The 19372-nt window shown below is 55.8% G+C and carries 23 protein-coding genes; 6 read left to right on the forward strand and 17 right to left on the reverse strand.

The window, feature by feature from the left end; all coding sequences use genetic code 11:
* Window positions 1–49 precede the first annotated feature (49 nt).
* From ACR0EV_RS22875 to ACR0EV_RS22940, 14 genes are all read right to left on the reverse strand, one after another.
* Window positions 50–1327 carry a TraB/TrbI/VirB10 family type IV secretion system protein gene (locus ACR0EV_RS22875; protein ID WP_480802206.1) on the reverse strand — a complete coding sequence of 426 codons (1278 nt, stop codon included), beginning with the start codon at window positions 1325–1327 and terminating at the stop codon, window positions 50–52.
* A complete protein-coding gene (locus ACR0EV_RS22880; protein ID WP_480802207.1) occupies window positions 1327–2151 on the reverse strand; it encodes a TrbG/VirB9 family P-type conjugative transfer protein in 825 nt (274 codons plus the stop codon). Before ACR0EV_RS22880 ends, ACR0EV_RS22875 begins: the two co-directional genes overlap by 1 nt.
* On the reverse strand, window positions 2151–2888 hold the full coding sequence (locus ACR0EV_RS22885) for a VirB8 family type IV secretion system protein (protein WP_480802208.1): 738 nt from the start codon (window positions 2886–2888) through the stop codon (window positions 2151–2153). Before ACR0EV_RS22885 ends, ACR0EV_RS22880 begins: the two co-directional genes overlap by 1 nt.
* Window positions 2889–2945: 57 nt before the next feature.
* Window positions 2946–4025, reverse strand: a complete 1080-nt coding sequence (locus tag ACR0EV_RS22890; protein ID WP_480802209.1) for a type IV secretion system protein — start codon at window positions 4023–4025, stop codon at window positions 2946–2948.
* Window positions 4022–4405, reverse strand: coding sequence for a hypothetical protein (locus ACR0EV_RS22895; RefSeq protein ID WP_480700022.1), 384 nt, complete (start codon window positions 4403–4405; stop codon window positions 4022–4024). The genes ACR0EV_RS22890 and ACR0EV_RS22895 overlap by 4 nt, the downstream gene beginning before the upstream one ends.
* Window positions 4405–5163, reverse strand: coding sequence for a type IV secretion system protein (locus tag ACR0EV_RS22900; protein ID WP_480802210.1), 759 nt, complete (start codon window positions 5161–5163; stop codon window positions 4405–4407). The genes ACR0EV_RS22895 and ACR0EV_RS22900 overlap by 1 nt, the downstream gene beginning before the upstream one ends.
* 24 nt (window positions 5164–5187) lie before the next feature.
* Window positions 5188–5367, reverse strand: a complete 180-nt coding sequence (locus ACR0EV_RS22905; RefSeq protein ID WP_480802211.1) for a hypothetical protein — start codon at window positions 5365–5367, stop codon at window positions 5188–5190.
* The gene (locus ACR0EV_RS22910; protein ID WP_480802212.1) at window positions 5364–7805 is read right to left on the reverse strand and encodes a VirB4 family type IV secretion/conjugal transfer ATPase; all 2442 of its coding nucleotides are present in this window, start codon (window positions 7803–7805) and stop codon (window positions 5364–5366) included. The genes ACR0EV_RS22905 and ACR0EV_RS22910 overlap by 4 nt, the downstream gene beginning before the upstream one ends.
* Window position 7806: 1 nt before the next feature.
* On the reverse strand, window positions 7807–8097 hold the full coding sequence (locus ACR0EV_RS22915) for a VirB3 family type IV secretion system protein (RefSeq protein ID WP_480802213.1): 291 nt from the start codon (window positions 8095–8097) through the stop codon (window positions 7807–7809).
* The gene (locus tag ACR0EV_RS22920) at window positions 8097–8399 is read right to left on the reverse strand and encodes a TrbC/VirB2 family protein (RefSeq protein ID WP_480802214.1); all 303 of its coding nucleotides are present in this window, start codon (window positions 8397–8399) and stop codon (window positions 8097–8099) included. Before ACR0EV_RS22920 ends, ACR0EV_RS22915 begins: the two co-directional genes overlap by 1 nt.
* A gap of 28 nt (window positions 8400–8427) precedes the next feature.
* Complete coding sequence (locus ACR0EV_RS22925; RefSeq protein ID WP_480802215.1) at window positions 8428–9066, reverse strand: lytic transglycosylase domain-containing protein; 639 nt, start codon at window positions 9064–9066, stop codon at window positions 8428–8430.
* Window positions 9059–10408 (reverse strand): DUF1173 family protein, encoded by a 1350-nt coding sequence (locus tag ACR0EV_RS22930; protein ID WP_480802216.1) that lies wholly within the window; start codon window positions 10406–10408, stop codon window positions 9059–9061. Before ACR0EV_RS22930 ends, ACR0EV_RS22925 begins: the two co-directional genes overlap by 8 nt.
* A 572-nt stretch (window positions 10409–10980) precedes the next feature.
* Window positions 10981–11394 carry a thermonuclease family protein gene (locus ACR0EV_RS22935; RefSeq protein ID WP_480802217.1) on the reverse strand — a complete coding sequence of 138 codons (414 nt, stop codon included), beginning with the start codon at window positions 11392–11394 and terminating at the stop codon, window positions 10981–10983.
* A gap of 117 nt (window positions 11395–11511) precedes the next feature.
* Complete coding sequence (locus tag ACR0EV_RS22940; RefSeq protein ID WP_170717111.1) at window positions 11512–11865, reverse strand: hypothetical protein; 354 nt, start codon at window positions 11863–11865, stop codon at window positions 11512–11514.
* A 178-nt stretch (window positions 11866–12043) separates the two neighbouring features.
* On the opposite strand from ACR0EV_RS22940, the gene ACR0EV_RS22945 reads away from it, so the two are divergent.
* Window positions 12044–12805 carry a hypothetical protein gene (locus ACR0EV_RS22945; RefSeq protein ID WP_480802218.1) on the forward strand — a complete coding sequence of 254 codons (762 nt, stop codon included), beginning with the start codon at window positions 12044–12046 and terminating at the stop codon, window positions 12803–12805.
* Window positions 12806–12851: 46 nt separating this feature from the next.
* Here ACR0EV_RS22945 and ACR0EV_RS22950 read toward each other — a convergent pair whose 3' ends face one another.
* From ACR0EV_RS22950 to ACR0EV_RS22960, 3 genes are all read right to left on the reverse strand, one after another.
* Window positions 12852–13835, reverse strand: a complete 984-nt coding sequence (locus ACR0EV_RS22950; protein WP_480802219.1) for an alpha/beta hydrolase — start codon at window positions 13833–13835, stop codon at window positions 12852–12854.
* Complete coding sequence (locus ACR0EV_RS22955; RefSeq protein ID WP_480802220.1) at window positions 13828–15462, reverse strand: RcgA family putative transporter; 1635 nt, start codon at window positions 15460–15462, stop codon at window positions 13828–13830. Before ACR0EV_RS22955 ends, ACR0EV_RS22950 begins: the two co-directional genes overlap by 8 nt.
* A 574-nt stretch (window positions 15463–16036) precedes the next feature.
* The gene (locus ACR0EV_RS22960; RefSeq protein ID WP_480802228.1) at window positions 16037–16300 is read right to left on the reverse strand and encodes a hypothetical protein; all 264 of its coding nucleotides are present in this window, start codon (window positions 16298–16300) and stop codon (window positions 16037–16039) included.
* Window positions 16301–16326: 26 nt separating this feature from the next.
* Here ACR0EV_RS22960 and ACR0EV_RS22965 point away from each other — a divergent pair, with 26 nt between their 5' ends.
* From ACR0EV_RS22965 to ACR0EV_RS22985, 5 genes are all read left to right on the forward strand, one after another.
* Entirely contained in the window at window positions 16327–16599 is a 273-nt protein-coding gene (locus ACR0EV_RS22965) for a transposase (RefSeq protein ID WP_480802227.1), read from the forward strand.
* A gap of 145 nt (window positions 16600–16744) precedes the next feature.
* Window positions 16745–17260: a hypothetical protein gene (locus ACR0EV_RS22970; protein WP_480802221.1), complete on the forward strand. Its 516-nt coding sequence runs from the start codon at window positions 16745–16747 to the stop codon at window positions 17258–17260.
* A gap of 402 nt (window positions 17261–17662) precedes the next feature.
* On the forward strand, window positions 17663–17794 hold the full coding sequence (locus tag ACR0EV_RS22975; RefSeq protein WP_480802222.1) for a hypothetical protein: 132 nt from the start codon (window positions 17663–17665) through the stop codon (window positions 17792–17794).
* A 242-nt stretch (window positions 17795–18036) separates the two neighbouring features.
* Window positions 18037–18279: a hypothetical protein gene (locus ACR0EV_RS22980; protein ID WP_480802223.1), complete on the forward strand. Its 243-nt coding sequence runs from the start codon at window positions 18037–18039 to the stop codon at window positions 18277–18279.
* A gap of 261 nt (window positions 18280–18540) precedes the next feature.
* Window positions 18541–19068, forward strand: coding sequence for an NIPSNAP family protein (locus tag ACR0EV_RS22985; protein ID WP_480802224.1), 528 nt, complete (start codon window positions 18541–18543; stop codon window positions 19066–19068).
* Window positions 19069–19372 lie beyond the last annotated feature (304 nt).

A 19372-nucleotide genomic window follows, 5' to 3' on the forward strand; every position in this document is an offset into this window, starting at 1 on the left:
CTGCGGGGCACAACCATGTTGCGCCCCGCCTGGAATGATGCTCAAGGCGTCACATATAGAGGTCTCGCGAGACGAACACGTTGATGTGCTCGCCCTGATTCACCCAGATCGTCGGCGGGATCGACAGGTACTCCTCAAAGGCATCCTGACCGGAATTCGCAAAGCCGTCGGTTCCGGTGGACAAATCGTTCTCGCTCAGGGTGCGATTGCCGAAGCTGGAAATCCCCGAGAAGATCGAGATAAAGAACGCCGCTTCAAACTTGAGGCCAAAGTGGTGCTGCACATTGCCTGTCAAACCGGCGCGGCCCAGACTGTCGACGCCGCGCGAGCCGATCGTGATGGAACGCTTATCTGTGGTGATGACCCGGTTCCAGGCAACGAGAACCCTGCGCTGACCGAGGGAGATATCCGAGGAATACTCACCAATAAGCGTTGAGCCCTTGGGGATCAGCACCGTTGTGGCATCTGCAGACCACACGTCCCGGCTTATGGTGGCTTTCAATTCCCCCGGAAGATCGGACGATATTGCTGTATCCAGAACACCCGGTATCATGGTGCCTTGGGTTATCAGGCGATGCACATCCTGCAACTGGGTCGCTCGCGCTGTCTGGACGGTACGAGACGCAGCGGCATCGAGGAAATCGTTGCCCGTGCTGTTGTTCGCATTGCCGCCAGCACCCGCCCCTGCCGCACTGCGCCCAAGGCTATTGATCAAGGGCTGGGTCAACCGGTCTTCTTCTTCTGTAACCGCATCGCCCTCCTGTGCCGGGTCTGCCGCTTGGCCCGGTTCAGTAATCGACCGGTTGGCCTGAATCCGCGCGAGCAGTTCCCGTTGACGGCGTTCATCGGCAAGGCGATCCTCTTCCAGCTTCTTTAGGAACGCCTCAAGGGCCTTTTCTTGCCGTTCGGTGCGTTTTTCGAGCGCTTCGAGGGCCGCGGCGTCCAGATCCGAGGCGGGCGCTTGCGGGGCGGCCTCCTCAACAGGTGCCTCGGCCTGCGCGGCTTTGATTAACTCGCGCAGTTCAGCCAGCTCAGCCTCCAGAATGGCAACGCGTGGGTCTGGCTCTTGTTCGACCTGGGGTAAAGGTTCCGTCGGCACGGCTCCGAATAGGGTGCCCCCCTGATTGCGCTGATCCGGCGTCTCGTTGACTTCGGGAATGATGCTGCCGCGTCGGCTGGCATCATCTCCGCCGCTGTTGATCCAGAGGAACAGGCCAAGAAAGGCAACGAATGCACCGATGCCGAGGATCATGGGCAGGTTCAGGCCGCTCTTTTCCTCCTCAAAACTCTCGATGCGGTTTTCGAGCAGTTTGTTTTTCTCAGACATCAGCGGATCTCCCCACCTTGGCCTGCATTGCGCTGCGACGTGGATGACGAAACCCTTCGGGGCTTATTCGGGTCGCGGTTCTGGTCGATGTCATAGAGGGGGATGTTGAACACGCAGACCACGTATGGTCCGTCACGCAGGACCAGGCGCGGATAAACACCCGTCACGACAATGGTGCCATCCGCTAGATCCGTTGAGTTGACCAGACGTTCGCGCCCTTTGGCGTCCATGGCAAAGACAGCAGGCCGCACGCTTTGCTGTTTCAGGCGCAGATAGGTCTTGCGCCCATCATCAAAGGCCACTTCGGGCCGTAACAACCTGTCGCCGCTGGCGCTGTATCGGAGATTGGCAGGCCGCCCGGTGGTGTTGAACGCAGTCTGGATGTTACCAGCCTGTCGCGGTTTGAATCCCTTTTTCTGATCCGGATAGCTGAACCGATAGAGAAACCCGACATTATCAGGTGGACCGGCTTCATGCGCCTGAAGGAGAAACACATAGCTGCGCAGGTTGGTTTGCAGAATGAGGTTACTCGCCTGCGTGGTAGCATGTTTGGCCTTCAGGACAAAGCCGTTGCCAGCGGTCAGAGGGATAAAGTCCCAGGTCTTGGGATCGCCCCGCACCTCATCGACCATCTGTTCGCCGGCTTCGAGGTGAATGCTGAGAGCATAGCCCCGCGACACATCGATCTTGTAAACCTCGTCAGGGTGGTACACGAGGGTCCGCACGCGCGCGTCCGTGCGGGTTCCCCGCCCTTGTTGTTCGGCTGTGACGGATGCCGCGCCAAGCGCGAACACCACAGCCGCAGTGCAAATAAAACGCAGCATTATCGCGCCTCCTCATCCAGTCGGTAGTTGGCGACACAAAAGCCGGTTGGGTTGTTCCAACGCTCTTCCAGTGTCATGTTTCCGGTGCGGTCGAACTCGTATCTCATCGTCACCACGAAATTCCGCGTTGTGACCGGTGCGCCCTGTTGTTGACGTGCGCTTTTGGTGATGCGCAGCGTGGCAGAATTTGCGTTGTTCAATGTGACAGACCGAATACGGACATCGACGCGGCCATTGTTGCCATAGATGTTCATGGGGCTGTTGGGATTGTCTTCGTTATAGAGCGCAGCCAGATCCTCTGCGGCCCCGCCACAGGTTCGCCGGTACACATCGGTCAGCCGTTCTCGCTGATCGTGCGCGTCATAGGTTTCCCGGTCGCGGGCATACTGGAACAATAGCGCCTGCGTGACATATTCATCATCGTCCAGCGTCAGATCACCCAGACGGGATTCCACGTTGACCAGGCCGGTATGCTTGTCGACCGTCATTGTGATGGGCACGACCTGTTTGAGCGGAGCGAGGCCCATGACGGCCGCAACGCCCATGACGCCGATCAGTGCGCCGATCCCGCCGATGACGTAGGCAATCCGCGCTCTGCGCCGCATCGACAGATACATCTCATCTTCCCAGCGGTCGTGGCCGTCGTGGATGGTGGTGGTATCGGGCAGGGGAGAGCCCTGATACTGCCCGTCAGGATTGAGCGGATCGGGCCTCAAATCTGCCGTTGCATGTTGCATCTGGTGACTCCTCGTCTGTTGCGGGGCCAGCCCGCCAATGATTTCAATGAGTTCTGATCAGCTTCTGCGCCGTCGAGCGTCTTCGGCCATGCGTTCAGCACCGCGCCTTACAGAATCCCGAATGCGCTGGTTATTTGCCTCTGTCGCGGATGGCCTGTCGGCCTCATTCGCAGCATGCGCGCGCTGATTGGAGACGTCGCCCAGGTTGTTGCCGCCAGAACTTGCGCCCGACAGCTGGCCGCCCAGAACTTTCATACCTGTCGCACCTGCGCCTTTGATCTGTGACTCGCCGAGGTTCAAGGCCGCGCCGCCAATTCGCTGTGCGATCATCGGGCAAATCAGAAGCAACCCAGCGGTGATCCCACTAATGCCTGCGAGCTTGAACATTTCCAAAGGTATATCTACCCCGGAAGCGAGACCGTCTGAGACTGATTCAGAGACACCTCTCGTTGCAGCCAGCGCGATGCCCATGACTCCAAAGAGCAGAATCTGAAACAGAACCAGCATCGTTATTCCGCGCACCCAGCCGTTGAAGATTTCTGCAGAACTTCGGAGGTAGGCCCAGACGGCAAGGACCGGGAAAATTGCCAATAGTATCGCTAGTAGAACTTTTGAGGCTACAAGAAGGGCAAGGGCGATAATGATCATCAGAAGGATGAAGAACGCAGCAAGCAACGCAAATAGGAGCACGCCCAAAGCATCGCCCGCGATGTAATCCGTCACCCCATATGACCCGATGGCCGTCACGATGTTTCTGAAAGACGTGTCAGCCACATCCGCAAATGCAGTGGCGACTCCACCAGCGTTTCCACCGCCCCCAAACCGGTTGATGATTGTGTTACCTACATCGATGGGGAATTGCGTGATGAACGGATAAATATACTGGGTCCAGAGCGCTCCGCCCGATACCGCCAGATAGAAAAGCGTGAACCGAAACACGAACATTATGAAGCCATCGAGGGAAAAGCTGCCCCGATATGCTGCGGTCACCGCCCAGACTGCCAGAGCAGCCCCGGCGAGCATGGTCAGGAATTGAGCACTGGGGGTCGCAAGCGCCTGAAATACTTCTTGCGAGCCGCCATTGATGATGTTGTCAAAGCTTTCATCAGTGCCAACAAGGAAGTCCCTGATGCTCATGATCCATCATTCCTTTTTCTGAATTTGCGGATGCAGGCATTCACGGCCCGGTCGGCTTCGTAGAAGCCATCCGATGCGATCCCGTACTCTGCTGATATTTCTTCGACGGACATTCCCATCAGATCCTCGTCGATTTCGACGGTTTCAGTGAGACGTAGATCCCTTTCCGGCATTGGTTCACCAGCCGAAAACGCAGTTTCGCATTTCTCGGCATAGGCAAACCTTACGGCAGCCTCTTTGCGTGTACGTGAAGCCCGCTTTGCATCTAAAAGGCGCAACTCTTCGATTTGTTCCTGCGTTAGAGCAAAGGCCGGTTGACCCGCCGCCAGCGATGTGGCGACGAAAACAGCGATGAGTAGGGCGTGAGTGGAATTGCGCATCAGTTTGATCCTTCAGGTCTGTACGCCTGACGCGCGACGATATCCTGACCGCGCAGGCGCTGGTTTACGATTGCGGCGTCCAGCTGACCTTGTGCAGAGAGAGCTTGCACCAAAGTGGCGAGCATCATGCCGTTCTCAATCGCTATGCGTGTGTTCAGATCAATGCTAGCTTTCAGATCATCGGTCGCGGAAATCTGCTCACGATAGCCGTCATACCGCTCCATCGCTTCGCCGGCCCCGGCAAAGCCTTCCTCGGCAATTGCCAATCCGGCCATGCTCGATCCGGAAACCAGATCATGTGACCGCGTGGCCGGATCTTCTGCAGAACGCCCGAGCGCTTGCAGCCCGCTTAACGGTTGGAAATCCACCCGCAACTCTTCCATGTGATTGCTCAGGCGGCGGTTCACTGAATTGCCGGTCATGGAGAGCGTAGAGAGGGACGAGGACAACTTGCGCGGGGTGATATCGCCGTCGAACAAGTTGCCGATCGTGTCGCGGGCGCCCGTGATGGCATTGTGCGTCGCCCGCGCCTGGCGCAACTGTTCCTGAAGTTCATTCAGCTGCAACAGGGTGTTATCCAGAATCTCGGTGTTCAGGCCGACCATTTCGCCGCTGGAATTGAGCAGAGCGATCAGTTCGGCATGTTCTGCTGCACTGAAGGTTGGAACACCCTGCGCTTTGGCTGTGTCGGTGGTTCCGACAAATCCGGCCAGTGCAAGTGCAACAACCGCGGCGGTGCTTTTGAGAATGGTCTTCATTGTCTTGTCCTTTCAGAGGAGGGGTCAGATTTTGCCGATGCTGAGCGGTGGAGAGGTGGCAAGGCCGGTCTGAGGGACCGGTTCTGCGTCTGCGATATTGCAATTGGCCTTCAGCTCGCGGGGCGCATCGAGAGCATCACCGGTAATGGTGCAGGCTCCGAGAAGCGGCAGGCCAAAGGCAACGAAAACAAGTTTGCGGATCATTGGGAGGTCTCCTGTGGGGCTTTGGGGGTCATGAAGGCGTCCAGCCAGCCATCCTCGCCATGCTCGGCGCGCAGCTGGTCCATCTCGGCAACGCTGTCGCCTGTGGCGGACAAAACCCGGTAGAATTGTTCGGGCAGCTCAAGCCGCGTTGACACCACGGCTGACCCGTCGCCGTCATTGATCAGCACCAGACGGGATTTGGGTGGCATGGACGAAACAGCGCTGAACTCGGCCTCAGTGAGCCGGAACGCATCCACATAAGTTTTGCGGTCGGCTTTGGGGTTGGCAAAGAAGATGCGGTTTTCCGTGGACTGGATCAGCGTGTCCGAGATAGAGGATTTGGCCGCATCCGACGTTTCCTGCGACATGAACACCAGAATGCCATCCAGCTTTCGGATGGTTTTGATCCAGTCTTGGATACGCGGCCCGAAGCGCGGATCGTCAAACAAGGCCCATGCCTCATCCACCATGATAATCTGCGGTTTGCCCTGCGCCAGTTTGCGCTCGATCCGGTAAAACAGGTAATCCAGCAGGGGCAGGCGGATATCCGACGCTTTGAGCAGTGCCGTCATGTCAAATGCAGTAACGGCTTGATCGAGGCTGAAACTGTCTTCCGCATTGTCAAAGAGCCAAGCGCGACTACCGGTCCCATACCACTTACTGAGCGCATCGAGCAGCTGCACCGGCGCGTCAGCATCATCGACAGACCGCAGCGTGTCGGCAAAATCCGAGAATGTGCGCAGGGCCGGATCACCAATGGCCAAGCGCCTGAGACCCGTTGCGATCCGCCGTTCCTGTTCCGGTGTGAGTTTGTCCGCACCTGTCAGGCGTTGAATGAAACCCTCAAGCCATTCGATACCAACCTCATCGGTGGCAACAGCAAACGGATTGAAGCCGAGGTTCATGCCGGATTTCAGCTGGAGGTAGGTGCCGCCAATGGCTCGAATGAAAGTTTCCGATCCCCGGTCTTTGTCAAAAGCAATAAGATGCGGGTGCTCGGGCAGGCGGTAACAGCAAGACATCAGGAAGTTGGCCAGCAGGGTTTTGCCTTCACCGGTCGCCCCAAAGATTGCTGTGGTTCCTGGTCCCTTGGATTTGTCGGACCCTTCACGGTGGAAGGAGAACCAATAGGGCGTGCTGCCCAGCGTCCGGAACGCCGCCACAGGCCCGCCCCAACGCAGCCTTTCCTGCGATCCCGTCGGCCAGGAATGCAGGTTGGCGAAGTCGGCAAAGTTCTTGTCGGACACAAAGCGCTTCTTGCTCCGCGTCTGATAGGCGAAGTTGCCGGGCAGCTGCGCCCACCAGGCCGCCTCTAACCCAATGTCTTCACGCCGGGTGCGCAGATCCGCACCCGTCAGACAGGAGTTTACCCGCGTGGCCGCGTCTTCCAACTCTTCGCGGGTGTCACCGAGAACAGAAACCGTGAAGTGATGCCGTCCAATGGACATGGCACGGGAGGCAACCGCGTCACGCGCCTCTGTCAAATCCTTCTGCAGCGACTCCGCCTCATCGCCTGCATCTGCCATGCCCCGTTTGGCGTCACGAATCTTTGTGCCGCCCGATACGCGGTCCATCGGCGCGTAGCATTGGGTGGCAATGAACTCGCACCGTTCCCCCAACAGTTCATCGAACATGTAGTATTTCGAGCGTTCCGGATAGGCGTTGACCGCAAAGACCGCCGCAAAACGATCTTTGTCCCCGCCCGGTGACAAGCTGTGAACATGGTCCTTGCGGAAAGTAATGCGCCCGTTTGGTACAGCATCGGCCAGATGGGTCCAGACGGAGGGGGCCTTTTGCCAAATCCCGCTTTGCAGCATCGACAGGAATGACAGCGTGCGGCTGCGATCCGCCGCTGAGCCGGTGAGCCTTCGCGCACCGAACACGGACAGATCCCGCATCGCCTGTTCTGCGGCCACATGCAGGGCTTTGCGGTTCTTTTCGCGGGTTGCACTTGTTGCCGGATCTGTTGTCGCTGATCGCAGAGACCGCAACCCGGCATCCAGCAACCGCTTGCCACTGGTGTAGGGGCGACGCACGATCGTCAGGGAGTGGCGCAGCTCATAGGTCTCGTCCTGGTCCAGCTGGGCGCGATAGTGGCGATCCAGGTCTTCGGAAAAGCTGGGGCCGTTCACAGGGGGCAGCGTGTCGGACAGCTTCACTTTTGTGCGAATGATATGGCTGTAAAAAGCCGTCCGATTGTCTTCAATGCTGGAGGCAAGCCGGGCGAGCGTATCATTCGCGGCCTTGATTGCGGCCCGGTCAGCGGTTTCGTGGATGAACCCAGTGAGTTCCAACACTGCCACCAGATCCCCGTTGCGCGTCGTAAATGTCCCGTCCGGCAGGAAACGCACAAACGGTATATGCGTGGTGGCTGGAACTTCGCGCGCGGCGCGGCGCGCAGACGGCATGGCCTTTTGGATCTCCGGGTGCATATTCATGTCAGTCTCCGGCGTAAGAATTGCCGCCCCAGTAGGGCTTGTTTGGGGTGAACAGTTTACAGTCGGCCATGGTCGCAACGTGATCCGGAAGATACGGATCGACGCCGACGATCCAGCGGGCGGCGGCATAAGACGGGGCGATGGCGAGCAACCCCCAGAAGCCCAAAAAGCCCTGCGTCATGATGAACGTCATCAACGGAATGCTGAGCGCCACAATGTGGAACGTCATAGGCATCCCAGCCCTCTCAGAAGGCCGGGTAATCGCCTGGAAAATGCGGTTATCATCGCTCATCAGGTCGCAAAGCCCTGAATGGCTTCGGCAATGCCAAACGCACCGTAGAAAATGCCCAGCACGACGAGGATGACGAAGAAATGGCCCCATGTGACCGGCACGCGTGGGCTGGCGGCCGAGATACCGGCAAGCGCGATCGCCGCCCCGCCGAGCAGAATACCATTGGCGCCCGTTACAAAGGTCCGGATCTGGGTCAGGATGGACACCGGGGCGTCAAACAGCGACTGCGCCATGGCCGGGCTGCTGAGTGCCACGAGGGCCAGCGCGGCCAGCAAGGCGACGTTTTGAGGGTTGCGATTCATGTAAGTTAGTCTCCTTGGACTGAGAGGATCAGGCGTCGGGCGGAAGCCCGGCCCCTTCGAGAACGGTTGCGACGTAGTGGGTGGTTTCCGAGTAAGGCGGGATGCCCTCATAGCGTTCGACGGCTTTGGGCCCGGCGTTGTACGCAGCCAGGGCCAACCGCCATGTGCCGAACTTCAGAAACATGGCTTTGAGATACCGCGCGCCGCCGTCGAGGTTCTGCACCGGGTCAAGCGGATCGACACCAAGGGCGGCGGCTGTCGGCGGCATCAGCTGGGCTAAGCCGAGTGCGCCTTTGGGACTGACCGCATTGGCGTTCCAGCGGCTTTCCTGATGAACCAGCGCATGAAACAGCGGCACCGGAACACCGTGGCGTTTGGCGGCGCGTTCTGCCTCTGCTGCCCATTCGCCCTTGGCGCGCGGGCTTGCGCTCCTTGAGACGATCTGTTCAGAATTGCCGCCACCCTCATAGTGCAAGCAAACCATTGCACCTGCCCGGAATGACGGTTCCAGGCAGGTGCGGGCGGGGGCGGTCACACACAGCAAGCGCCCTCCACTCAAAATCGGGCCATCACGACCCGCACAAATTGCGGCCTCGTCATTCTGAGCGAATGCCGGGGCTCCAACTGTTGTCAGAAAAACAAGAGAGACGAGTGCGGCTTTAGCCATGGTCGCGTGTTCCCTTAGGAGGAATGGGGCTATCCCAAATCGCGTCGTGTTCATCGCCCGATGCGCGGCGCTCATTTACCGGTGATGGCCTCACACTCTGACCGGCATTGCCCCCCTCCGGTGATCGTGAATGATGGCTGGAGGGGGACGCGCCACTATCCGGGAACGGGCGCATCGGCCCGTCATCGAACCAGCACCAGCTCGCATACCGCCCGTCCTCTGAGGCGCTGGTGAGCAGCGCCAATGCCTGGGCATCGTCGGGATTGTCTGCAACAAAGAGGGCAATCGGATCTGTCGTATCCAGCAGCACCGCGGAGGCGATCGGTGCCTCTATGGGCAGGTTGAACCGCAATTGCTTTTGAAACGCGCGGGACTGTTTGGTCAGCGCATTCAGCACTTCCAGTTCGCGCAGGCTTTCGAACGGAATCCAGTTATCTGTGGCCAGCATCATGCCAATCTCATGCAGAACGGGATAACCCGCCTTGGCGATGGAAAAGCTGGCGATCACTACGGCATGACCAGACCCCGTCGCTTCGAGAAAGCGCAGCTGATCCCCGAACACTTTGTCGAATTTCTTGGACAGGTCCTTGTCGGCAAAAAACGCGCAATCGGGGGCGTGTTTGAAGATGAACCGCGCCCCGTGCGCCGTGGATTCCTTCCATTTGTATTCCGCGACCACCAGACCGAATGGAGTTGCACCGCGTCCCGTTGGCCGCAGGTTGGCGAAGAGCTGGTTTCGTCTGGCTGCAATCCCACCTTTGTTCTCAGGATTGAAGTATTCCGGCACATAGAGAATGCCGGACAAATCCTGCCCTTTGACGATCTTGCCCGACACCGCCTGGCGCAGGGCGTGGTGGATCACACCCCAGAACCGTTTGCCCTCCATTTTGGGATACCACTTGCCCAGGTCCGCCTCGTGCCAGAGGAACTGCAGAACGCTTGTGATGGTTAGCTTGCGCGGTGCGGCTTTGGCCTCGGTTGGCTTTGCACCGGTTTGTTCCGGCGCGGTACGGCTTTTACTGTTCTTGCGCAGCGGAAAGCCGATTTTAAGCGTGGTTGTACCGTCATCGGGATTTTCGTCGATGGCTGCCGCATGGATCTGCGCCAGTCCTGACAGTTCCTCTGGTGGCAAGAATGACGGGCAATCCACCGCGTGATCGGGCCCGGTGCCGGGCATACGTTTGACGATGAACCTGCCACCAACGGCAGCGACATACATGGGTGGCGCCGGAACCCGACATCGGCATTCAACGCGATCACCGGATTTGTGTGCCTGTGACAGGCAGGTTTGACCTGTTGCACTATCGGGGTTAAGCGGCTTCTGCCAGAGATAGAGGGTCAAGGGCTTGGCCTTTCATCTCTTTGGTGCGGCGGCTTCTCGGCTTTGGTCTGAACATTGAGTGAGCAGCCGCCGCTCCCTTTATTCTGCACTGCGCGCGAACACGACTGGCGGGCGTGGTCATGCTCTCGGATCAGTAGTTGCCGGGTCGCTGCCACTCGCCATACTTCGGTTGGACCAACGCGCAGCAAAGCTGTGTTCAGAATTCCTGGAAGGTCAGCATTACTGACATAATTAACATAAAACGGATTACACGGGACGCGACTGCGGCGCTTGCAGGCGTCTGACAGCCTGCAGGCTATTAGATTCACGAATGGTTCAAAAACCAGCCAGAGCTGAGGTTTCTCGGTCGAAGTCATTTTGATTGACTCCGCCGCTGTGCTGTCCTTTTTAGGAACAGCGTCGGGGTTTGCTGTTTTCTTCATCGTTACGGTTTTCTCTTGATGCGCGAGAATTGCCCCGGATGGCTTTGGGGCGTCTCTGGCCCTGTCAGTTGTTGGCGCAACCGACAGGGCCGTTAACTGCTCGATTTAGTTCGTTTCCTCCTGCTGCATTCTAGTTTCCAGTCTTTCAGTTCATGCGCACCAGGACTGGCGTTGGCCGCCCCAGTATTCTCGCGCGAGACCCTCAGAAATGAGGATCTTGCCGACATTGCGACCATTCACCTGACCTACCGCCAGGAAGCGGCCATGCCTGTCGACGTCGTCTTCGATTTCAAGGTCGATGTACCCGGCCGTTTGGATGAGTTCCGTGAGCCGGTTCGTGGCTTTCAAAGCCAACGCATTTTCGGCGTCACATTGGGGTCGGTAAGTTTCGGGGGTATCGAAACCAACAAGCCGGTAGCTGTCATCGCCATGGTCAATCGTATCGCCGTCAATGACGAGCACATCAGCGGCGGGCACCCTCAACGTCGATTTCCGATGCCCGACCAGATCTGCGAGCAGCGCTGCACAGAGTAGTATAGCCGTGAGAGAAAGAAGCTTTTTCACCTGGCTTGCCTTCCTACTGGAATAGCAAAGCCAATTCCGTGAAAGACTCGGTCCAAAACATCGATTAGTGAAAACTGCTTACTACGCCTTTCGGACCGTCCCGAAAGAGGCGCGACCTTAGTCCTCGTCTTCTTCCTTGTCGAAATCCAGGTTGATCTGCCCCCGCACACCATCTGTCGTGATGGTAAGATCGTTGTGCAGAGTAATGTCGCTGCCCTGTCTGAAGCGGCTGTGAAAATTGAAGAGGCCCGGGAACAATGACAGTCTTCGGGGAACAACACCCTGAGAAGTCGCCCTCTCAGAGATGAGGACGTTATCCTTACCGTCATAGCGGTAGATGCAAATATATTGCGGACGTCCATTTTGCCCCAGCTCGACTAGGTCATACCGAAACTCATAGTCCTTACCTGATGCATCAAGGTCTCGTGCTTCACCTTGGGTGATCAATGGAAAGTTCTTTCTGTGCGGCATGGTCGTCCCCCTATAGGACGACTTCTTGCATTCTTTCGAATTCTCCGAAAGTTCTGATCTTGTAATTTCAATACTGCAAAATTTTAAATTTGCAAAACAGAAAATATGATGATCTAACTTTTTTGCAGAAATCAGCGCAAACGATCCACGAAATCACGTTGCTAGAAAGGACCACACCATGTTTCGACTGAAGCTATTGGGATGCACATCAGCTATCGCTCTTGGATTCACCGCTTCGGCTTACGCCTACCCAATCGACTGTGCGATTTTCTTATGCCTTGCTGGAGGGTGGCCGAGTTCACCTGATTGCAATGCCGCTCGGGCCGAGTTCATCCGCCGTATCACCCCCCTGCCGGTTGAACCGCCGCTTCAACTCTGGCGATGCCCAATGGGCGTGACTTCTGGTTCTGCCGACATGTCACCCATGCAGCGTCTCGATGCCATCAAATCATCAAGTGCCAACCCGCTTCCTGAGTTTCCCGGGACATACGGCAAGACCCCTCAAGTTATAGATGTCACTTATTCTCAAGAGTCTTGGTCGTCGCTCGATGTTTCCGATGATTTGAAATGGGTGCCGCTTGGGACAAGCGAAAAACCGTTGGCAACTGTCGACGCCGGTTCCCCTGCCCTTTCTGAGCCCACGTTGGCAAACGTGGATCTATCAGCTCCTGATTTCGATGTAGTCCGGTCCATACGGGTGTGGCACGTCCGTCACTACAGCTACAAAGTGCGGGAACGCGAAGGGCCTTGCGAAACCCGTTTAGATATGGATGTCGGCACATATGACGACAACGCCAGTTTCAGCTGGTCCGACCGTGCACCTGGTCCGCGTCCTTCGTGGCTCCCTTTTCATCGACAATGTCCAAGCTACTTCCGCGGTGTTGGTGTCGAGTGGTCGGACATTTTTGGCCGCTACGACTATGTGCTCGTGCCATACTAGCGAATACAAACAGTGGCTGTCTGAGTAAGGCTTAGACATCTAAGACTTATGTCGTTGACGCTGTTGGCATGTCTTTGTTTGTTGATCCGAAAAGCTCGCAAATTTGAGCCAGTACGTTTTCGCGAACACTTGGCACCTCATACAAGACGTCGTGTCTTGCGTTGTGCATCAACTCCAATTTCCCATTGGGCCAACGTACCATTCTGTCCTTGATTGCGGGAATTGCGACGATTTCGTCCTCAGCGCCGCAAAACGTGAGACACGGGATGCTGGGAGACTTCTGCTTAGAAAGTGCTCGAGTTTCTTTGAGGGCCTGAAACAACCAGGACATACTGGGCCCGCCGATCTGCTGGTCAGGCAGGGATTCCGAAACGTTCCGATAATACTGGTACATATCAGGGTCATGTGTCAGTCGGTTGTCGTCGAAATCCGTTGTCAGCACATAGCTCTCTCCGCGAGTACCGGGAGCATAGGTGGCGCCTTTTCCAAGAGCTTGAAACGCGCCTGATAGAGGCCATGCTCCGAGCCGTTGCAATGTCGGTAAGTTAATGTCCCACAGAGGGGCTGTGAACGCGCATGCTGAAACTGGAAGACCTTCGATTATTGCACGCAGGCCGACACACGCGCCCAGAGAGTGCCCAATGAGGTACCATGGCTGAGGTAAATCAAGGGACTTGGCCGCTTCTACCGCGGCTGCAACGTCCTTCTGGTAGTCAGAGAACCTGACGACATGACCCATCATCGGATCTTCGGCGATCCTGTCGGAAAGTCCCTGGCCGCGCCAATCAACAGCGAACGCAGTGTAGCCAGCGCGATGTAGATATTCGACGGTTCGTCCGTATTTTTCGATGTTTTCCGTTCTCCCCTGAAATAGGAAGACAGTGCCCATAGAGGATTTCTCTGTAGGCCAATGTGCCACCCTGAGACGAACACCGTCATCGGCAAGTACCCAATAGGCGCGCACATCGGATGGGCCTTCCGCGACATCGGGATGAATGGGGGCTTTGTCCAGAACAATCGTCTTAAGCATCTAGTTCTCTCGTTTTTGTTGCGTTCAGCCGACCCAAGGTGGGACGTGCAAGGAAACATGCAGCCAAGACCAGCGTGGCAATCAAAAGGACCGTGAAGCCGGGAAACACACCGATGAGCATATAGGTCACCGTCAACTGGAGAAGGACCCCGTACATCATCATCAAGGACACTCTTTCCGCTTTCTCGCCATTCAGCAGGCCCAGGTTTACAACCGCTTTACGTATTCTGGCCGTGCAGATCACAAACACCGCGAAAATCACAAGCAGACAGAAGAAGCTGTAGTAGAAACCTGGCACATTCTGATGGAAGCCGTATCCGTTAAAGTGTGGGCCACTACTCCGAATAGGGGCTTGCAGATCGGCTGCCAGCCAACCAACGATGTCCCTGCCGTCCGAGAGCAGGAAGCCGGCCTGCAGCTTCATCAAGATGGTGATCATCAACCCCAAGGAACAACAGCGGAAAACTCCAACAATCAGCGCGTCGCCGATCTTTGCCAGACGCCGCCGGGGTTCTTCAGCCCAATCGTGGGCGACACCCGTAGAAAAATCGATGAAATCGTCGGTGAGTGTATAGAGGACGATCAAGCCGGCAAAGAACAGATAGGACCCAAAAGCATTCAGTAGAAAGACGAACCCGGAGAATACAATGGCGTTCGGAACTGAAACCAGATCAGGTTGGAAGATTGCAATTCTTCCCCAATCCACCGGCCAGTTCCCTGCATCCCCTGTCAGCAAAGGGATCAGATGTGTTTCCACCCAGTTGAACGCTGAGGCTATCAAAACGGTCACTACAAATACCGCCCAATAGACATAGGACATCGTGGTAACCCTGCTTGCCCAGTTTGTGCGTGGCGATGTGGAGCTCAACCTCGCTACCAAGCCAGGTCGCCATTCTTCTTTCCACCGCTTTAACAGATTGACCAACACGGCGAAGTAGATTGGCAGAAGTATAAGGAAAACAACTGTCCAATTCGGGGCCCACAAAAAACCGACTTGCTTTGTCGGACCGGTCGGAAGTGCGAAAAAAATGCTGTGAATGTTCAATGAAAACGACATCAGCCCCAAAGCGGTGGCGGCGGCGAACACGACGGCAGGCAAACCCAATGAAGAACGAGCACTGAACATCGCCTCCGTTCGCCCGGCCAGTCCAGGTATCCGCTTTGCTTCCAAAGAAAAATTGCGGTTCCCTGTATTCGCAATTGTATCTTGATCGCCGCCCTTGGAAGCACCATCAGAGGGGTTTGCTCCGCGCTTTTGAATGCTCCGCTTCTCTCGTCGCTTTGTTGCCAACCGCCTGTTGGCGGTATTGAGTTCTGCCCTCCACGCGGTGATGGCGTCAGGATCGTCACAGCCGAATACGCGCGCCAGCCAATAAATGTTGTCGGCGCTAATGCCTTTGTCATTGTCCTGAAACCAATGCTGAACGGTCCGAAGGTCTACGCCCGTTTTATTGGTTTCGAATTGCGAGATGGTGCTCGCAAGAAGTTCCGGGGTCCAGGAACCGACTGGTAGTCCGGTCTGGTCAGTCGGTAGACCAGCGCCGACTGACATCAAGTACTTAAAGAGCTCTTTGATGTCGCTGCCGTTGTGCGGCGGAGGAACAAGATATTTCCCGCGCTTGATCAATGGCTTCCACGCTTTCGTTTCGTTCCATTTCGTCTTGTGTCGTTTCGTTTCGTGCGATTGTCAACGAGTCGAGATACTCAGCTATAAGTTGAGCAAAATCTCGCTTCGTTTTCTGGGGCGGTTGGCAATAATCGAACAGTCGAAAGCCCCTACCCTTCGCTTGACGTTGGGTTTTGAGGAATGGACCTGCTGGATACCAAGGAACGAAAATGCAGACACAGCAAACAAGCGAGCGCGCGAAAAGAGCCGAACCGATCATTGAGGTGCAGGATGCCCACACTGGCAAAACAGTGGTGCTTGTCTATGCGTGGAACAACGGACAGGTAAGCGTCGCATCTAACAGTGGGTTGAAGGTGGTTGAGCTTTCTCCCACGGCGCGCCTTCGTCTTTGAAAGCTGAGTTTTGAAGCCTGTACTACTGACGCGTGTGCAGTGGGTCAGGGTGACCAACTGATCCGTGCAGATCATCTGCGCCACTTCCATCGCATTGCGCATTGAAGACGCGGCCTTAAAAGTCACACTCACGACGCAATTGTTTTTGTTTGTTCCAAATGATACGGCCTACGTTTTGACGCTTAATCACCTGTGAAATCTGCCGGTCGTTTTTTTTCAAGCAAAACATTAACAGCTTCGGCGTGATCCTTGGTCTGATGGCATGCCACTTGAAAAACTGCGGCAAGTTCGAGAACGCTGTCGAGGCGATTGTTCAACCCTTCCCGCAACAACCTTTTGGCGAGGCGCAATTGCCTGGGAGGGTTATATGCGATCCCTTCCGCTAATTTGCGGGCTTCGGGCAGCAATTCCTCTGGCGTATTCCAAGATGATCGAGCATCACGCACTACTCAATACAGATGCGCGCAGGTTGATGCGCATGCCCGGTATCGGGCCGATCACGGCCTCAGCGATTGTCGCCACAATAGATGATGCTCATCAGTTCCGGACAGGACATGACTTGGCCGCTTGGCTGGGCCTCACCCCGCTAAACAGGTCCACCGGAGGCAAAGTGAAACTGGGTAAGATAACGAAGAAAGGCGAGCGATACATCCGAAAGATGCTAGTCGTGAGCATGACTTCGCGCGTAGTCGTGGCAGAGCACTCTTCCGAGAAAATCGATTTTTGTAACCTTACTACAGTCTGATCACCAGATTGTTAGCGTATTTCGGAGCAATGTTTCAAATACCCTTGCGTAAATGTTGCTGGGCATCCCAACCGCGTGAGGAAAAGTTCCAAACTTGTTGTCCCTCGCCCATCTGCGGTTCACCAACAACGGAAAAGGTACCCCTATGAAACTCGATCTCAAACAAATGGTTATTACTGTCCTTACCGCCGGAGCGTTTGCCACGATTGCCTTTGACATTTTTGGTCAAGCGCTAAGCCCACTTTTTGGCTTTTCCAAACTGGCCCCCGTCGGTCTTGCAGGAGCTTCGATCAACGCGATTTTCGGAGTGAACCCTCCCGGGGCAGCTTACTTGTTGCACACACTAACAGGCCTTGTTTTTTACGCCTTAGGTTGGGCGCTTATTGCGCGGCCGTTGCAACGGGCCGTAATGCCACAGATGCCATGGGTAGCCACAGCGGCTCTTTATGGTGTAGTTCTGTGGGTCTTTGCTCTGTTCGTCGTGGCGCACTTGGTAACTGGCAATGCACCCTTTCTGGGTTGGACTGGGATCACCTATGTCGCGCTGTTCGGACATATCGTGTACGCGATTGTCGCCGCCTGGATTATGGAAGCACGCGGTCTGCGGATTAACTTGCCTATTGCACAACGCGCTGCGTCCGACGTGACCATTTGGACCTAGTAGCGAAATAGCTAACCCTAGCTGTTTTCAAGCAAAGCGAAAAACGTCGACGTAGTAGCGAGAGGTGCGCTTCAGGACTGACTATCTAACATCTGAATGGATTAGTTTTTCCGGCGTTCTTATCTATTCAGATCTGAATTTGAAGGATTCGCAACCTCTCGCATTGCACCGCTAACTCTGTGCGAGCGATCACAGCAGTTCGAAGTATTTGAACAGATTCCGATACAAGTTTTAGCTCGGTCAAATTGGTTTGCGTTCACGTCAGTTTCAGATTGCCAACTCGGAGACTTGACGAAACGAACAGCTTCCGGGCGACTGCCTAGCCCCCATTTTCGTTTGTTGTGACCACAGATGACGCCGCCTCTGGATTGACAACTTATATGCGATGTCTCGTCCGAGGTTGTGTCGCAGCGGATCACCTATCGCGCGCTCAACCTATGGCATCACCAAAGCCATGTGGCGCCCGAGGCGCTGGTTCCCGGTCAGATGTACACGGCCCAGATCGAGCTGACCGAATGCGCGCACAAGCATTGACAAGGCCATGTGCTCAGACTGGCCTTGCCGACATCATACTGGCCGACTATCTGGCCGGCGCCGGAGCCTGATGTGCTAAGTTTGAATCTGGAGCGCGTCCGCTCGATTTGCCAGTGCGCCAGTTTGATGTCGAAACCATCCCTGACAATCCCGGCCAAGCGCAGGAGTTTCCCGTTCTGAAGGCCGAGCAAATTCGCCCGGCCTCCAGCAGCTCGGAGCGCCGGATCATGTAGGACGGCGCTTTGGCTTTGAACACAGTTGACGATTACGGCCAGACCCGCGGCCCTTATCATGGCTTGATCGTCGGAAGTCTTGTTCGCATGCATCATAGTGTTCATCCGGAAAATCCGGCATCTGCCCGTTTCACCGCACATTGGACGTTCACTTTAGAAAGTGATGACTGGCATGTTGCGGTAGAGACCAAATCCACTCCGACGGACGGTTCTGAAAGTCTTTTTTTTGCACAACAAACTGCGCGCATTTGAGAGTGCAGGAAGAAATCAGGTGATTGAGAAGGAGTGGTCGGATGAAGTCCCGCGTATGCTTCTGTGAGTACACAGAAGGACTCGCCCGTAGAACAATATTGGTGATTGGAAAATACGCCTTCAAGACCACACAAGAAGTCTGTTAGGCCTCGCGAAGAAACTGCTCATAGTAGTAGACCACAGCGTGCCGGCAGACTAATTCGAATCAGTATCAGTTTGGACAATGACGCTGTCCCTTACCCTGGCAATATGGTTGATGAGATGATCCTTGAACTTAGAACCTATGATTTTGCGCCGGGCGATGCCCTGCGCTACCTCGATTTTTTTGCGACAGAAGGACTGCCTCTCATTACGAGACATTTGCCGCTTGCCGGCTATTGGCTGTCAGAAGTTGGGGCATTGAATAGACTTCGCCACTTGTGGGTTTATTCCGATCTCGACGAGCGCAGCTCAAAACGGGCCTTATTCATGGGTGATAGGGAATGGACAGAAGGGTTCTTGCCCCGCGGCATGACCTTAATTCGACGTCAAGCGACACAGTTGATTGAACCCGAAGACATGTCGGCGCCCTTCCAAGACGTTATCACGTCCGTGAAACCGCATGGCGCGCACTACGGCGCATCCTTGAGGAACGGCTGGGCGACGTTGCACACGCAAGCCTTGCAAGATGCATTCTTTACTGGATGTGTCATTGCAGGTGAGGAGGTCGGTCAGACGATTTCCATTGCACCCTCAGCACACAAACCTGCACTCGAACTTATGCGCCCATGTGCTTTTTCCCCACTTTGAGAGGGCAAAATATGCAAAACGACGCAGCTCACACGCTCTGTGGTATCGAGTTAGGCGTTGCAGTATCCAGGTCAACGCCTGGTGTCACTGTACCCTAATAAATCAGAATTTGCGGATTCACGGCGTTCTGTAGCGTTTTTGTACCCTTAACTGCAATATATCCACAGATTCTGAAGCTTATGACTTGACCCCACTTTAGCGCTTCCAAATTGCTTCGGCGCGCATCAGAAGCGCCTGACGATTTGCGTCTGCTCCGAGCTCTGAACGGGCCTGACGAGCGGCCTGCAAAGCGCTCTCCGACACT

This window comes from Ruegeria sp. CF8 (assembly GCF_056537285.1).